Origin of the sequence: Staphylococcus sp. HMSC057A08, assembly GCF_001812925.1 — a bacterium.
Taxonomy (GTDB): domain Bacteria; phylum Bacillota; class Bacilli; order Staphylococcales; family Staphylococcaceae; genus Staphylococcus; species Staphylococcus hominis.
In genome coordinates this window covers 246,032-262,307 of sequence record NZ_KV810854.1, presented here as the reverse complement: position 1 = coordinate 262,307, position 16,276 = coordinate 246,032, and the positions used below count along the sequence as shown (strand labels likewise).

The following is a 16,276-nucleotide window of genomic DNA, read 5'->3' as shown; positions in this document are numbered from 1 at the left end:
AAAGGGAGAGCTAAACTAGTCCGTGATATCTCTATAAGCCATGTTCTGTACCATTGTACTCATAACGTACACTAGTTGTACTGGTACTTTGGTGGTAACCATCTGTCTACAAATCTTTACTATGCGAGTAAAGATGTCTCGTTTATACGTTGAATTCCGCTAAACAAGTGCTCCTACCAAATTTGGATTGCTCACTCGAGGGGTTTACCGCGTTCCACCTTTTATATTTCTATAAAAGCTACGTCACTGTGGCACTTTCAAACTATTTTAACCGTATCAATTAATGACTTAGGTTATTTCATTGCCGTCAAATTAATGCCTTGACTTATTGTTTCATCAAGCACGAACACTACAATCATCTCAGATTGTGTGAGCATGGACTTTCCTCTATATTTCTATAGCGATTACCCAAAATATCACTTGTGTGAGTATAACATAATTTTAAAATATTTAATAGAATTTTAAATAGATAAATAATTAGCTATCAAAATCCAACATAATAGCAATCAAACATGCTTCGTAACAAGCTTATATCTTTAAGATACCAATGTATTATTTACCAAAAACAGCTTTTTCAAGATTAGAAATTCTTTTTAAAATATCTACGTTATTATTCGCTGATTTCGAATTACTTGAAGCAAATGACTTATTATCAGAAGGACGTGAAGTTGCAACTCTGATTCTCAATTCTTCAACTTCTTTTTTAAGTTTATTATTTTCTTCAGATAGTCTGACTACTTCATTATTCATATCAGCCATTTTCTGATAATCAGTAATGATATCATCTAAAAAAGCATCGACTTCTTCACGACGATAGCCGCGAGCCATCGTTTTTTCAAAGTCTTTTTCATAGATATCTTTTGCTGAAAGCTTTAAAGAAACATCTGCCATTAATTTCCACCTCATTCAAAACTTTGGTCTTGTTGCCATTGTAAATCGTTAATAAAGTCAGTAAGTTCATCAAATGTCACAATATCACAATTATAAGTCGTTTTTTCCATAAAATCAACTAACATCCTCTTAAAATATTTTGGACTTCCTTCTTGTTCATCATCATAAATTAATAACGTCATATCTGTATGATCTAATATGAATTGATCTGTTTGTTTAAATTGAAAAGGTCCTTGATATTCAGAATGAAATACACTATCTAGAAATTGTGCATTACTAGCAATAGATTCATACTTTGCTATATTGTGTTCATTCCACTTGGAGGTATGACCATAAAATGGTGTGATAATACCTAATTTTAACTCAGGATGTGTGTCTTGCAATTTTAATACTACTTCAGCTGCCCATAATTCAATACCAATTTGTCCTTGAATAAGTACCCATTCTAGCCCTTCGTCAATATACTGTAATAATTTATGTTCTATAAATTGTTTAAGATAATCCACTTCTTTCATATCATCTTTAAATATATTTAATTCAAATGATTTATATCCAGTCACATATACTGTTTTCAATGCATTGATTCCTCTTTATCTTTGATATATTTAAACAAATTGGTAAGATCATAATTAACGGACTTCAATTTTTCATTAAATAACTTCTTACTTGTTTTATTGTAGTGACACTCTACAGATAATTCCTTAATATGTTTAACTAACATTTCTAATTTTTCTTTATTCATATAAGGAAATTGGATTAGTTCATCATGATAATGAGATAATTCTTCAGTTAAACCATCAATTTTTTTTACATAAGGAACAACATCTCGATGAAATTGCTTCTCTGACTGTGTCAATTTTATTTCATTATAGCTTGACGCCATGTACTGTAATTCTTTAAGTAGTTCATTAATTAATGTGTACATAACGATGCCTCCTATATTCTTACAATTTATTACAATTATTATAGAGTATTGTTTAGATATAAATTTTACATTATTACAAATTTTTAAACATATTGTTTTCACTGTTAAAGCACGTTAAAATAGAATAGATAATTAATGAATATATTTAATTATGTGTAGTATAATATAAATATTATGCTCATTTCATTATTATCATATTATAGTTTAATATTATTCTCTTAGACATTGAAAGTGTAATATTAAATTTGTGTGGTGAGTATGATAAATTATCCAAATGGAAAACCATTCAAACTAAATCCTACTAAGGTTGGAAGTAATCAAAGTGAGGCTTCTAGTAACATTAAATATGGTGGACGAGGTATGACTCTCGAAAAAGATATTGAGCAATCTAACAATTATTATTTTAAGCATAGTGTGGCTGTTATACATAAGAAACCTACTCCTATTCAAATTGTAAATGTTCATTATCCTAAAAGAAGTAAAGCTGTAATTAATGAAGCATACTTTCGTACACCTTCTACAACTGATTATAATGGCGTTTATCGAGGCTATTATATTGATTTTGAAGCGAAAGAAACCAAAAATAAAACGTCTTTCCCTTTAAATAATATCCATGATCATCAAGTAGAACATATGAAAAGTTGTTTTCTACAAAAAGGACTCGTCTTTTTATTGATTAGATTTAAAGTGCTTGATGAGGTATATCTATTACCTTTTTCGAAGTTTGAACCTTTTTGGGAAAGATATAAAAAGGAAATAAAAAAATCAATAACAGTTGAAGAAATCAAAAAAAATAGTTACTATATTCCTTATCAGTATCAACCTAGATTGAATTATCTCAAGGCTGTTGATAAGTTGATATTAGATGAAAGTGAGGACCGCGTATGACGGAAAATAAAGGATCTTCCCAACCAAATAAAGGCAAAAATGGGAAATCCAAATCAAAAAAGAATAAGAATGTAAAAAGAACGATTATTAAGATTATAGGCTTTTTATTCATTGCCTTTATCGTGTTACTTCTACTCGGTATACTTCTATTTGCATACTATGCTTGGAAAGCTCCAGCATTTAATGAGTCTAAATTACAAGATCCAAAGCCTGCTGAAATTTATGATAAAAACGGTGATTTGGTTAAGAAATTAGACAATGGTGCACGTAGAGAACATGTTGAATTGAAAGATGTTCCTAAAAATATGAAAAATGCCGTGTTAGCAACTGAGGATAATCGCTTCTATGAACATGGTGCTTTAGACTATAAACGTTTATTTGGTGCTATTGGTAAGAACCTAACTGGTGGTTTTGGTTCCCAAGGGGCGTCTACTTTAACACAACAAGTGGTTAAGCGTTCGTTCCTTTCAGAAAAGAAATCTATTGGACGTAAAGCGCAAGAAGCTTATCTATCTTATCGTTTAGAGCAAGAGTACAGTAAAGATGATATTTTCCAAATGTACTTAAATAAAATTTATTACTCAGATGGTGTATATGGCGTTAGGGCTGCAGCTAAATATTACTTTAATAAAAATTTAAATGAACTTAATTTAGCTGAAGAAGCCTATCTAGCTGGTTTACCACAAGTTCCTAACCTGTATAACATTTATGATAACCCGAAAGAAGCTGAAAATCGTAAAGAAACTGTTTTATACTTAATGCACTACCATCATAGAATCTCTGATAAACAGTGGAAAGAAGCTAAAGCTACTTCATTAGAAGACAATTTAGTAAAACGTACAACAAAAGAACGTCAAATATCTAATGATGATTCTAATAGTGAGTATGATTCTTACGTTAATTTTGTTAAAGCTGAATTAATAGGCAATAAACACTTTAAAAATAAAAACTATAGTGATTTAATGCAAAGTGGTATTAAGATTTATACAAATATGGATAAAAACGTTCAAAAAACGCTTCAAGATCGCATTGATAATGGTGATTACTATAAAAATGATGATCAACAAGTGGGTTCAACCATTCTTGATAGTAAAACAGGAGGCATTGTAGCCATTTCTGGTGGACGAAATTATAGAGATGTCGTTGATCGTAACGCTGCTACAGATACACACTTGACTGGTTCATCACTGAAACCATTCTTATCATACGGTCCAGCAATTGAAAATATGCAATGGGCTACAAACCACGCAATGCAAGATGAATCAAGTTATTCCATTGATGGTGGTACATTCCGTAACTATGATGGGCAAGGTCATGGTACAGTATCTGCATACGATGCATTAAGACAAAGTTTTAATATTCCTGCTTTAAAAGCTTGGCAACAAGTATCATCAAATGCAGGTAAAGATGCTCCAAAAGATTTTGCGTCTAAAGTTGGTTTAGATTATGAAATTGATTTAGGGCCATCTGAAATTTTAGGTGGCGGTGCTTCTGAATTCTCACCTACTCAATTAGCATCAGCATTCGCATCAATAGCTAATGGTGGTACTTACAATAATGCACATTCAATTCGCAAAGTTGTAACATCTGATGATGAAACTATCGAATTTGATCATACAAGTCATAAAGCGATGGAAGATTATACTGCTTACATGCTTGCAGAAATGTTAACTGGTACATTTAAACCATATGGTTCTGCTTACGGTCATGGTGTTCCTGGCGTTAATATGGGTGCTAAAACAGGTACAAGTACTTATGGCACAGAAGTTAATAATCAATATAACTTACCTGACAATGCAGCTAAAGATATTTGGATGAATGGTTTCACACCTAAATATACAATGTCAATTTGGATGGGCTTCAGCCAAATTAAACCAGGCGGTGAAGATTCATTCTTAGGACATTCTGAACAAGAATATGCACAATATCTATATAAAGATGTGATGTCAGATATTACTTCAAGTAATGATGGTGACTTCAAAAAACCTGATTCAGTTACTGGTTCAAGTGCAAGTACACTATCTGTTAAAGATCATCCAGATAATAATACAACATCAGGAAGTAAATATGATAACAAGTCTACTAGTAGTTCAGATAGTAGCTCATCAAATGATTCAAGTAATTCTAGTAGTACAGAAAGTAGTTCAAGCAATTCTACTTCTACCAGTGATAACAACTCAAATACTACATCAACAACGAACGGTAATACTACAACGAATACTGGTAATACAACTGATAACTCAGCAAATAATTCAACTACGAACAACAGTGCTAACAATAGTACCACATCAACTCAACAAAATAATAATAATGATAATACAAATAACAATAGTAGTTTATCTAACATATTTAAAGCAAACACGATTTTTAATTTTAGAAAAGCGTCGTAATAGCTTTAAAAACGACATAGTCTTTTATAAGGCTATGTCGTTTTTTTAATTAAAAAAAGTCTAGAACAACTTTGCTCTAGACTATCTTTCATATTAATTATTATTTTGATTTTTTCTTCTAATTTGATATGAAGCGTTCATTTTAATAAGCTCATTTTTTAATGTTTTCATTTGACTATACCCCATAAAGTGGTATTTTCTTTTTAACATATATTGATATCGTTCTAAAAAATTCATAGGAACAACTGGATATTGGTCTAAATGAATTAAATCAATAGACTCTATTTCATTAATTTGTTTAAAGAACAAAAGAAGTAGTTCAAAATAATCATCGATATATTGTTTTGCTAAATCAGAATTTAGTTGTCTTTTCTTAGCATAGACATCAAGTTCATTTTCTAGCGATTCAAATTGTGATTTATTAATCATTTGTTCCGACTTCCTTTTTCATTGCTTTCATGCGTTTTTGCCCTTCTCTACAATCCTCAAGTAATGGACAAATATCACATTTTGGTTTTCGAGCAATACAATGATAACGTCCAAAAAAGATAAGTTGATGATGACTTTTACTCCATCTTTCTTTTGGAATAATATCACACAAACGTTCTTCTACTTGTTTAACATTATCTTTCCACTTATTAATACCTAGACGCTTTGAAACACGTTCAACGTGTGTGTCTACTGCCAAAGAAGGCTCATCAAAAGCTACACTCATGACAACGTTCGCTGTTTTTCGTCCGACTCCAGCTAAGCTTTCTAAATCTTTATGTGTATGAGGAACTTGTCCACCGTACTGGTCGAGTAAAGATTGGCATAATTTTTTAATATTTTTTGCTTTATTACGATATAAACCTATTGATTTTATATCATTCTGCAATTCTTCTATATCTACTTTTAAATAATCTTCAGGAGTTTTATATTTTTTAAAAAGTGAACGTGTCACTTTATTAACTAAATTATCTGTACATTGCGCAGATAATAATACAGCTATTGTTAATTCAAAGGGATTATCATGTTTTAATTCACATTCTGCATCAGGAAACATATCTGCAACAACGTCAATCATTTCTAATGCTTTTTTCTTACTTACCATCTAGATTCTCTCCATTTAACCAGTCAAATTTAGGTATATGTTTTACAGTATGAGTTAATTTAGGTTTATTGAATTTTTCTCTCACTTTGTTAGATTCTTCTAAAGTTGTTACATTGTTTTTCTTCCAATTTAATAAGATACGATCAACATATTTAAAGCTTAATTTATCATGACTATATGCTTCATCTAATGCAGCACGTATTAAAGTGTAATCATGTTGGTCTACATCAATCCATTGGTTGAGCGTTTCGATTTCATATGGTGATAATGGTCTCGAAAACAACTGTTCAATATATTGAAATAATTCCTTAAAGTTTTGTTGCGTTTGATGATGTGTAGTTTCATTTTTTTCTTGAGTTAAAATATCACTTAACTTTTCGTAAAAACGATTTAAATTCATATATTCAGTAAATTTTCCTTCCTCATCTTTACTTACATGTAGTGCAAGTAAATCACGCTGAATTAAATTTTGAATAATTGATGTTATTTCTCTCGGCTCCATATTTGAACCTTTTTGCAAAAATTCTATTGAGGGTTGTTTATTAGAAACTTCAGCGGCATAAATCAACTTAATCAAAATGACTAAATCTTTTTCATTTAAACCTAATTCATTGTAATGATCGAAAAGTTCCCTTCTAACTACAACAGGACGAGTTTTAAGTTGATGTGTGTCCATGATACCCCTCTCTTTCTTATTTTAAAAAGTGGGAGTGAGACATGAATAACATCATTTAGTCTCACTCCCCATGTATGATTTATAAAACGTGATATTTTATGGATATAAACGATTTAATAAACGTGGGAATGGTGATGTTTCTCTCACGTGTTCAACGCCTGAAATCCATGCAACTGTGCGTTCTAAACCTAAACCAAAACCACTGTGTGGCACACTACCATAACGACGTAAGTCTAAATAGTAGTTATAACTTTCTGTATCAAGTTGATGTTCATCGATACGTTGTTCTAATAATTCTAAATCATTGATACGTTCAGAACCACCAATAATTTCACCATAACCTTCTGGTGCAATTAAATCTGCACATAAAACTGTGTCTTCGTTGTCAGGGTTTGGCTGCATATAGAATGGTTTAATTTTAGTTGGATAGTTTGTAATAAATACTGGTAAATCATAATGATTGGCTATAGCTGTTTCATGTGGCGCACCAAAGTCTTCACCCCATTCAATGTCATCAAATCCTTCTTCTTTTAAGAACTTGATAGCATCATCATAAGAGATGCGTGGGAATGGCACAGATACTTTTTCTAATTTACTCGTATCTCTATCTAGCGCTTTTAATTCTAATTTACAATGTTCTAATACAGATTTTACGATATGAGATACATATTGTTCTTGAACTTGTAAACTTTCTTCGTGATTTGTGAATGCCATTTCAGGTTCAATCATCCAGAACTCAATTAAATGACGTCTTGTTTTAGATTTTTCAGCTCTAAATGTTGGTCCAAATGAGAAGACACGTCCATGTGCCATAGCTGCAGCTTCCATATATAATTGACCACTTTGAGATAAAAATGCATCTTGATCAAAGTATTTAGTATGGAATAATTCACTAGTACCTTCTGGTGCACTTGCAGTTAATATAGGCGGATCAATTTTAGTAAAGCCATTTTCATTAAAAAATTCATATGTTGCTCTAATGATTTCATTTCTAATTTTCATTACTGCATGTTGCTTTTTAGATCTTAACCATAAGTGACGATGATCCATTAAGAATTCTGTGCCATGGTTTTTAGGTGTAATTGGATAATCGTGAGCTTCATGAATGACTTCAATTGATTTTACTTGCATTTCATAGCCTAAATCAGAACGATTATCTTCTGTAATCGTACCTATGACATATAGTGATGATTCTTGTGTAATGTCTTTAGCAAGTTTAAATGTTTCTTCATCGACTTCTGATTTAACGACAACGCCTTGCATAAATCCACTACCATCACGTAATTGTAAAAATGCAATTTTACCGCTTGAACGTTTATTTGTTAACCAAGCGCCAATTGTGACTTCTTGATTAATGTATTGTTTTGCTTGTTTAATTGTTGTTTTCATAATCAAACTCCTACTTTATTTTCTTTTTATACAATACTTATTTATTTTATCAAAATAGAAAGTGAACTTCTAGCACCTGAATAGTGTTCTCATTATTTAAAATAAACTATTTTTTCTATTTTTCAGTTTACTTGCCTGCATGCGGTAAAGTAATTTATTAAATTGTTGAATATCCCCTTTTTTTTGAGAATAAGATTCTAACGATTGTTCAAAAAAATGCTTATAGTTACTATTTGTTAAACGATCATCAAAGGAAACAATGAGTCCCTTATCGTCTTCGTTACGAATCAATCTACCTAGACCTTGTCTAAAACGCGTTACAGCATCAGGTAAGACATAATCTTTAAATGTAGATTCAAATTCTGAATCCATTAGCCAATGCTTTGTATTATATTTATTCATGAATGGTAATTTAGCAATCATCACACATTTAATACCATTAGATTGATAGTCAAATCCTTCAAAAAATGTTGATGTACCTAACAAAATAGCTTTATCAAAGTGATTAAATTGTTGAACGATTTTATAGTTTTGATTTTGTTGTTGGGTCAAAATAACATAATCGTCAAATATTGGTAATTCATTTAATAGCTCTTGTACCATATGCATCATTCGATAACTGGTGAAAAGTACGAGACATTTAGATTGTGTTATAGTTACGTACTCTTGAATATAGTCTACAATAGACGCTACATAATCCTCTGTATTTTTAAAATCATAAGAAACAACATCACTTGGAATATAAATATTTGTTGATTTATGATTTTGAAGTGATGACTGTACTTCATAAGTATTAAATTCTACATCTTCTTTAAACCAGTTTTTAAATGCCTCAAACGAATGGTTAAATGTAAGTGTGCCTGAAATAAATGTTAATGATTTAAATTTCTCGAGCACTTGCTTTGTTAAAATATCCCGTACTTCATAATCTTTTACAATTAGACGTATGGTCGATTTTTGATTCAAATTTTTGATAGATATGAAGGCAGTATGATTTTGTTTTAAACTTTGTTCTATATGTCTGTAATTATCGTTAATGTAAAGTAATTGCTTACGTATAGATTTGATTGTTTTATGGTTAATACCATTAAAAAATTCTAAAGTTTTATTGATTTTGTCTACAATTGTATGTAAATCTTTTAGAATACGTGTAGAATCAAAGTCGAATACATAATGATATCGATGTACATCATCATCATGTACATCTGAGTGTTGAACAATATCGAAAATATGATTAAATAGGGTTTCATTTAGTTCGTGTAAATCAGAAATATTAGATTTTAAACCAAACACGTCAATAGGTGGAATATCTAATCGTTCCAAAATACGTTGTTGCTCTAAATGATCTACTAATTTCAGAAGCTTTTCATTTTCATTTTTCCCTATTAAACCTAACTGATATTTGATATCAGAATAGTTTAATTCATTGGTCACTTGATTAAGAGCATAATCAGGTAAACGATGTGCTTCATCAATGATACAATCATCAAATAACTGATAGATTGAATTCTCTTGATCTGAATGAATAAGATGCGCATGATTAGTAATACCAATTTGAATATTTTGAGCATTACGCTTTATATAATTATAGTAATGAATATCGTGTCTTACTGGAACATAAGTTTCTAATTTTTGGTCAAAATACATTTTCTGACCACCTTTTAAATTTAACTCTTGTATATCTCCAGTATTTGTTTCTAATATCCATATAAGTAATTGCATTTTTAAAATATTCACTTCATAGTTAGCTGTATCATCTTTTAAAATTTGACTTATCAATCCTAGTGAAATATAGTCTGTTTTACTTTTAATAAGTGCAGCATTAATTTTGAAATCTAGCGCGCGATTAATACTAGGAATATCTTTTTGAAGTAATTGATGTTGAAGTAATTTCGTGTTTGTTGAAATCATTACATGTCTGCCTGTTTCAATGTTATACATCAATGCAGCTAATAAGTATGCTAATGATTTACCACTTCCTAAAGGTGCTTCAATAAGTGCCTTATCATTATGCATTAACTGCTCTAAAATAATTTCTGACAAATAGAGTTGTTGTGGGCGATAAGTAAGTTCAAGTGCTGTTGTAACTTCTAGATATAAATCTTTTAATGAACCTTTAAATTCAATTTGTGGCACTTTTAAGTCTTGTTGTTTTTTATAGATAATCTGTTCAAATTGAGCATACTGATAATCTATATCATGATTATGATGTTCTCTGACCATTTCAAATAAAATGTTAAATAAATCATATTTTAAATGCTTACTTAAATAATATAATTGTTTTAAGGTATCTATAGGTAATGACTCAAACTTTTTAAAAGCTTTAATCATTAAATAGGCCGTTGTTGTTGCATCCTCATCTGCTCGATGTGCATTTGTCAGAGGTATATTATGAGCATTTGCTAATTCACTTAATTGGTAACTTTTTTCAGTAGGAAATGCAATTTTAAATAATTCTAGGGTATCAAGCACCTTTTTAGGTTTAAAATGAATATTACTTTTTTCAAATGCTTTTTTAATGAAATTCAAATCAAAGTCAACATTGTGGGCTACAAATATACAATCTTTGAGTTGTTCATATATATCATCAGCAATTTCATGAAAATACGGTGCTTGTTCTAGCATAGTTTCTTCGATAGAAGTCAAAGCTTGGATAAATGGTGGGATTTCCAAATCAGTACGAATCATTGAATGATAAGTTCCTGATATTTTATTATCACGTACAAATGTAATACCAATTTGTATAATTTCATCATGTTCAAGTTGGTTTCCGGTTGTTTCTAAATCTACTACCGCAAAACTTGTATATGCCATATCTATCTCTCCTAATTCTATCCGTATGCTTATATATCTATATCTGCGCTTATAAGTCGTCTAGTCTGATTATCTTCATCTTTGACAATTAAAAAGCCGTCATTATTAATATCAATAGCTTCACCTATAAATTGTTCTCCATTTTCAGTAAATGTTAACTTACGATGCCAAATATTAGATGTACGAATGTATTCATCTCTAATCGTTTCAAATGAAGAGTTAAGAAATTGATGGTAACGCTTTTCAATTTCCTCAATTAAACGTTTCAAAAATTGATATCGATTGATTTCTTCTGAATGGTGCAAGCGAATGCTTGTAGCACGATGACGTATCATATCAGAAAAATCTTCTTCTTGATGGTTTAAATTAATACCAATACCACATATTATGGCCTCAACTGCATCAGCATTTGCTACCATTTCTGTTAAAAATCCACATACTTTTTTATCATTAATATAAATATCATTTGGCCATTTAATCTCTACTTTGTCTCTAGAAAATGCTTGGATAGCATCTCTAATTCCTAAAGCTATAAAAAGATTAAATTTTGGAATCATTGCAAATGAGACATTAGGTCTTAAAACAACAGACATCCATAACCCTTTTCCTTTTGAAGAAGACCAATTACGATTGAAACGACCACGACCTTTTGTTTGTTCATCACTTAAAATTAACATGGTATGCTGATTATCAACAAGACCTTGTTTAGCAATAGTTTGAGTAGATTCAACACTATCATATACTTCAATTTTGGATACTAAATGATTAGACTCTAGTACTTTATTGATAATGCCTCTATACCAACGATTTGGCGATGCATTAAGCTTATGTCCTTTATGATTAATTGAGTCAATATCACATCCATCTGCTTTTAATTGATCAATTACTTTTTTCACAGCAGCTCTCGATATATTAAGCTGATTTGCAATGTATTGACCAGAAATATATTCTGATTGATGCTCATATAACATTTTAACGACATCTTGACTATATTTTGACATTTTCATTCACCCATTTCAAAATTTCTTCTTTGTTATTTTTGATTTTATCAGTAACTATCGCACATTCTATTTCTCTCAATACATTTTTTAACCAAGGGCCACCATTTTTATTAAAATGTGCAAGTAAATCTTTTCCATTCACATCCATTTCTTTACGTTCATGTAATTGAAGGTGTTGAACGACTTGTTTAATAGAAAGAGAATTGATAATAAGTTCTGAAGCGGTAGGAATTTGATTATTTTGAAGTACAGAATAAATATTTAAAACCTTTAAGATATAATAGTCACTATAATCATAAACAAATAATTTCAAAGCATCTTTAGTAGTAATTTGAGGTAATGTTTCAATGATAGCAATATATGTATGTATATCTGATTTTTCTTTATTACTAATTTTTAATTGCTTTAAAGAAGGAAGATTATTATTTTTTATAAGTAAGATGGCTAACCATTGTTCAAATTCAAGAGGTTCATTGATGTAAACACATGTCATATCTAATTCATTAAAAAATGGAATATAATTAAAAATTTTTAAAGATAATAAATTATGATAACTCTGTTTAACATTACTTCCTAAGATTAATTTTTTAAATTCTACAACAATTCGCTCGATTGATAAATATTTAACGTCCGAACAAGTTAATTGCATTGCTTCAAAGGTTTCAGTATGAATATCAAATGTAAGTTGTGACTGAAATCTAAGGCCACGAATAATTCTTAATGCATCTTCTTTAAATCGTTCACTTGGATTCCCTACCGTACGTATCAATTTTGATTGTATATCCTTTTGACCACCAAAGTAATCAAATATTTTATAATTTTTATCCATAGCAATAGCATTGATAGTGAAATCTCTACGTTGTACATCTTCATAGAGATTTCTCACAAAATTAACTTCACTTGGACGACGGTGATCTAAATAATCACCTTCTGATCTAAATGTTGTCACTTCGTAATTTTCATTGTTGAAAACAACATTGATTGTGCCATGCTCTTTTCCAATTGGAATAGTGTGTTCAAATATATCTTCAATTTCGTCTGGCATCGCACTTGTAGTGATATCAATATCATGAATTGTACGATGCATAATGTAATCTCTGACTGCCCCGCCTACAAAATAAGCTTCGAAATGATGTTTTTCTATTTGATTTAGAATTGGCAAAGCTGTTTCAAATAATTCATTACCCATATTAATCCTCTTTTTTAATTCAACATTTTTTTATAGTAATATTCATATTGATCGACGATAAGTTCAGAACTAAATCGTTGTTTAATATCTTTAAGCATATTACTTTGTAATTTTTGATAAAGTTGCTCATCTGTTAATAATTTTAGTGCATAATGACTTGCTTGTTCACTATCTCCTACATCTACAATATAACCTGTTTCACCATGTTTGATGACTTCTTTGATACCACCAGCATTTGAACCTATAGGTACGACTCCTGTAGTCATTGCCTCTAATAGTGTAAGGCCAAAACTTTCTTTTTCACTTAACAGCAAAACTAAATCAGCCATTTGATAGAATTTACTAACTTGATCTTGTTTACCTAAAAATAATACATCATCTTCGATATGTAATGACCTTGCTATTTTACGCATATCTAAAAGTTCTGGACCATCACCTAATAAGATCAACTTGCTTGGTATATGTTTATGAACTTTAGCGAAAGTTTCTAAAATAGTGTCAATACGTTTGACTTTTCTAAAGTTTGATACATGTATAAGAACTTTTTCCTCAGGCTTTATATCGTAAAGCTCTTTATATTGATTTTCATGTTGTGTAGGAAATTCTTTTTCTCGAACAAAATTATAAATAGGAATAATCTCTTTATCTGTTTCAATAATTGACTGTGTTTGTTTAGCTAATGAATGACTGACACTAGTCACGAGGTCACTTTGTTCAATGCCAAATTTAATAGCGCCTTTAAGTGAATGATCATAGCCTAACACTGTGATATCAGTACCATGTAATGTTGTCATAATTTTTATATCTTTTCCAGACATTTGACGTGCTAAAATACCACATACAGCGTGTGGTACAGCATAATGCATATGCAAGATATCTAAATCATATTCTTTAATAACTTCAGATATTTTTGTGCTCAATGTAATATCATATGGTGGATATTGAAATACTGCATATTGATTTACTTCGACTTGATGGATAGTAATATTAGGCAAAGGCTTACGAATTCTAAAAGGAATATTTGACGTAATAAAGTGAACTTCATGTCCCCTTTCTGCCATTTTTATACCTAATTCAGTTGCTATGATACCTGAGCCACCCATTGACGGATAACATGTAATACCTATTTTCATAAAATAACCCCCTTTCTATCCATTATTTACGTTCAAATCGATTTTTATCTCTAGTATTAAATTTATCCATTGTATCATTAAAACTTTCTGTCATATCAATACCAAGTGAATTAGCAATGCAAAGTAAAACAAATAAATTATCTCCTAATTCAGCTTTAACAGAGTTTTCTTCTTCCGTTGGTTTCTTTTGCTTTTCACCGTAATAATGATTGATTTCTCTTGCAAGTTCGCCCACTTCTTCTGTTAGACGGGCTAAATTAGCTAATGGAGAAAAATAACCCGCTTTAAATTGACTAATATAGTCATCTACTTCTTTTTGCATTTGATTTAAAGATTTCATCATCATTCTCCTTTTTTCCGTTTCTTTCTAAGTATATCTCAAATTAGTTGTTAATGCATTTTATCAATTCTATTCTATGAGATATAAAAAAAGAGCGAAACAGAATTCATTTTTGAATTCATATTTCGCTCGATATAACTCCTTGAAAATCTTAAATGTTGTTACACAAGATTTAAGATTAAGTTAGTTTATAAAGGTAGTTTAGTTATCACTTGCACGTGCCAGTAAAATAATTCTAACAAGTTCGGCTACAGCTGTAGCTGTTGCTGCTACATAAGTCATAGCTGCTGCTGATAATACCTTTCTCGCATGTTTATATTCTTTTTCATTCACAATATTAAGTGCAGTAATTTGTTTCATCGCTCTTGAGCTTGCATCAAATTCAACTGGTAATGTCACGATTGAGAATAAAACTGCTAATGACATTAACCCAGCACCAATCCATAATGCAGTTGAGCCAAAAGCACTACCTAATGCTGTTAAAAAGATACCAGCCATAATAATGATATAGCTTAATGAACTACCAATATTTGCTAAAGGTACTAAAGCAGTTCTAAAACGTAAAAACGCATAACCTTGTTGGTGTTGAATAGCGTGTCCAACTTCGTGTGCCGCAATAGCTGTACCAGCTACTGAAGGACGATCAAAGTTTGCAGGAGATAAACAAACTACTTTCTTATTTGGATCATAGTGGTCTGTTAAAAAGCCTTCGCCCTTAACTACATCTACATCGTAAATTCCATTAGCATGAAGAATTTCTTCTGCTACTTCACGACCCGTCTTACCACTTGTTGATCTTACCTGTGAATATTTTTCATAATTTGATTTTACTTTGTGTTGAGCCCACATTGGAATGAGCATAATAATGACGATATATATAATATAAGACACTATAGACAATCAATTTCACTCTCCTTTAATCATATTCTACTGACTATCGAATTTTTTATCAAATAATTTAACCTTTATTAATTTATTAAAACTATAATAAAGGATAAGTGACATAATACTTAGCCATAGCGCGATAAAAGCAACTAAATGAACGTGTTGCTGTATAAAATCATAATAAGGATATTTCTTTAATATATAATCTACATAATCATTGTTAAATATCCATATCATAGAAATAAACAAACTGAGTATAGAAATTTTGAATCGTGGATAAAAATAGATACTTTCAAGTACCATAATTCCATGACTAATAATTAAAAGTACATTCATAATAGTTATATCGTTATTATTAACCATCATTATCAAATTCATAATGACAGCCCATAAACCATATTTAAATAATGTTACAAATGCTAGTCCTTCAATAATACTATTTTGTTTATTTAAAATAATTAAACAAATTGATATACATAACAATAGCGATGCAATAGGACTATCTGGTACAAAAATTAGATAATGCCATTGTGTCTTAAGTAATTGATCACCATACCATATAAAACCATAAATGGTGCCTAAAACATTACATATAAGCAATATTACGAGTATGGAACGTTGATATAATGATAATTCCCATAGTTGTCTTAAAGTAGGCATAA

At 30.3% G+C, this 16,276-nt stretch carries 16 protein-coding genes and 1 other RNA gene; 2 read left to right on the top strand and 15 right to left on the bottom strand.

The genetic code is table 11. The features are described from left to right. Positions 1 to 29: 29 nt before the first annotated feature. The 4 genes from rnpB to HMPREF2881_RS05880 form a co-directional block, all read right to left on the bottom strand. Positions 30 to 416: RNase P RNA component class B (gene rnpB, locus HMPREF2881_RS05895), an RNA gene on the bottom strand. A gap of 136 nt (positions 417 to 552) precedes the next feature. Continuing rightward, positions 553 to 891 carry a cell division regulator GpsB gene (gpsB, locus tag HMPREF2881_RS05890; RefSeq protein WP_002449866.1) on the bottom strand — a complete coding sequence of 113 codons (339 nt, stop codon included), beginning with the start codon at positions 889 to 891 and terminating at the stop codon, positions 553 to 555. An 11-nt stretch (positions 892 to 902) separates the two neighbouring features. After that, a complete protein-coding gene (locus tag HMPREF2881_RS05885; protein ID WP_002449755.1) occupies positions 903 to 1,466 on the bottom strand; it encodes an SLOG family protein in 564 nt (187 codons plus the stop codon). Beyond that, the gene (locus tag HMPREF2881_RS05880; RefSeq protein ID WP_002449784.1) at positions 1,463 to 1,816 is read right to left on the bottom strand and encodes a DUF1798 family protein; all 354 of its coding nucleotides are present in this window, start codon (positions 1,814 to 1,816) and stop codon (positions 1,463 to 1,465) included. Before HMPREF2881_RS05880 ends, HMPREF2881_RS05885 begins: the two co-directional genes overlap by 4 nt. A 261-nt stretch (positions 1,817 to 2,077) precedes the next feature. Between HMPREF2881_RS05880 and recU the strand changes: the two genes are divergently transcribed. Both recU and HMPREF2881_RS05870 read left to right on the top strand, forming a co-directional pair. After that, positions 2,078 to 2,704, top strand: coding sequence for a Holliday junction resolvase RecU (gene recU, locus HMPREF2881_RS05875; RefSeq protein WP_037555988.1), 627 nt, complete (start codon positions 2,078 to 2,080; stop codon positions 2,702 to 2,704). Beyond that, the gene (locus HMPREF2881_RS05870; RefSeq protein WP_002449827.1) at positions 2,701 to 5,094 is read left to right on the top strand and encodes a transglycosylase domain-containing protein; all 2,394 of its coding nucleotides are present in this window, start codon (positions 2,701 to 2,703) and stop codon (positions 5,092 to 5,094) included. Before recU ends, HMPREF2881_RS05870 begins: the two co-directional genes overlap by 4 nt. A gap of 93 nt (positions 5,095 to 5,187) precedes the next feature. On the opposite strand, the gene HMPREF2881_RS05865 is transcribed toward HMPREF2881_RS05870, so the two are convergent. The 11 genes from HMPREF2881_RS05865 to HMPREF2881_RS05815 all read right to left on the bottom strand — a co-directional run bounded on the left by HMPREF2881_RS05865 (position 5,188) and on the right by HMPREF2881_RS05815 (position 16,274). Further along, positions 5,188 to 5,523, bottom strand: a complete 336-nt coding sequence (locus HMPREF2881_RS05865; RefSeq protein WP_002449904.1) for a YpoC family protein — start codon at positions 5,521 to 5,523, stop codon at positions 5,188 to 5,190. After that, a complete protein-coding gene (gene nth / locus HMPREF2881_RS05860; protein WP_002488555.1) occupies positions 5,516 to 6,187 on the bottom strand; it encodes an endonuclease III in 672 nt (223 codons plus the stop codon). The genes HMPREF2881_RS05865 and nth overlap by 8 nt, the downstream gene beginning before the upstream one ends. After that, the gene (locus HMPREF2881_RS05855; RefSeq protein WP_002449719.1) at positions 6,177 to 6,863 is read right to left on the bottom strand and encodes a DnaD domain-containing protein; all 687 of its coding nucleotides are present in this window, start codon (positions 6,861 to 6,863) and stop codon (positions 6,177 to 6,179) included. Before HMPREF2881_RS05855 ends, nth begins: the two co-directional genes overlap by 11 nt. 96 nt (positions 6,864 to 6,959) lie before the next feature. Further along, positions 6,960 to 8,252: an asparagine--tRNA ligase gene (gene asnS / locus HMPREF2881_RS05850; RefSeq protein ID WP_002449822.1), complete on the bottom strand. Its 1,293-nt coding sequence runs from the start codon at positions 8,250 to 8,252 to the stop codon at positions 6,960 to 6,962. Between the two features lie 96 nt (positions 8,253 to 8,348). After that, positions 8,349 to 11,066: a helicase C-terminal domain-containing protein gene (locus tag HMPREF2881_RS05845; RefSeq protein ID WP_002488548.1), complete on the bottom strand. Its 2,718-nt coding sequence runs from the start codon at positions 11,064 to 11,066 to the stop codon at positions 8,349 to 8,351. A 29-nt stretch (positions 11,067 to 11,095) separates the two neighbouring features. Beyond that, positions 11,096 to 12,067: a biotin--[acetyl-CoA-carboxylase] ligase gene (locus HMPREF2881_RS05840; protein WP_002449737.1), complete on the bottom strand. Its 972-nt coding sequence runs from the start codon at positions 12,065 to 12,067 to the stop codon at positions 11,096 to 11,098. Beyond that, on the bottom strand, positions 12,054 to 13,256 hold the full coding sequence (locus HMPREF2881_RS05835) for a CCA tRNA nucleotidyltransferase (RefSeq protein ID WP_002449841.1): 1,203 nt from the start codon (positions 13,254 to 13,256) through the stop codon (positions 12,054 to 12,056). Before HMPREF2881_RS05835 ends, HMPREF2881_RS05840 begins: the two co-directional genes overlap by 14 nt. A 14-nt stretch (positions 13,257 to 13,270) precedes the next feature. Then, positions 13,271 to 14,389: an N-acetyl-alpha-D-glucosaminyl L-malate synthase BshA gene (gene bshA / locus HMPREF2881_RS05830; protein ID WP_002449845.1), complete on the bottom strand. Its 1,119-nt coding sequence runs from the start codon at positions 14,387 to 14,389 to the stop codon at positions 13,271 to 13,273. Between the two features lie 22 nt (positions 14,390 to 14,411). Beyond that, positions 14,412 to 14,729 (bottom strand): nucleotide pyrophosphohydrolase, encoded by a 318-nt coding sequence (locus HMPREF2881_RS05825; protein WP_002449913.1) that lies wholly within the window; start codon positions 14,727 to 14,729, stop codon positions 14,412 to 14,414. Between the two features lie 201 nt (positions 14,730 to 14,930). Further along, entirely contained in the window at positions 14,931 to 15,629 is a 699-nt protein-coding gene (locus HMPREF2881_RS05820) for a zinc metallopeptidase (RefSeq protein ID WP_002449792.1), read from the bottom strand. A 27-nt stretch (positions 15,630 to 15,656) separates the two neighbouring features. Further along, positions 15,657 to 16,274, bottom strand: coding sequence for a DUF1405 domain-containing protein (locus HMPREF2881_RS05815; RefSeq protein WP_002449828.1), 618 nt, complete (start codon positions 16,272 to 16,274; stop codon positions 15,657 to 15,659). Between the last annotated feature and the right edge of the window lie 2 nt (positions 16,275 to 16,276).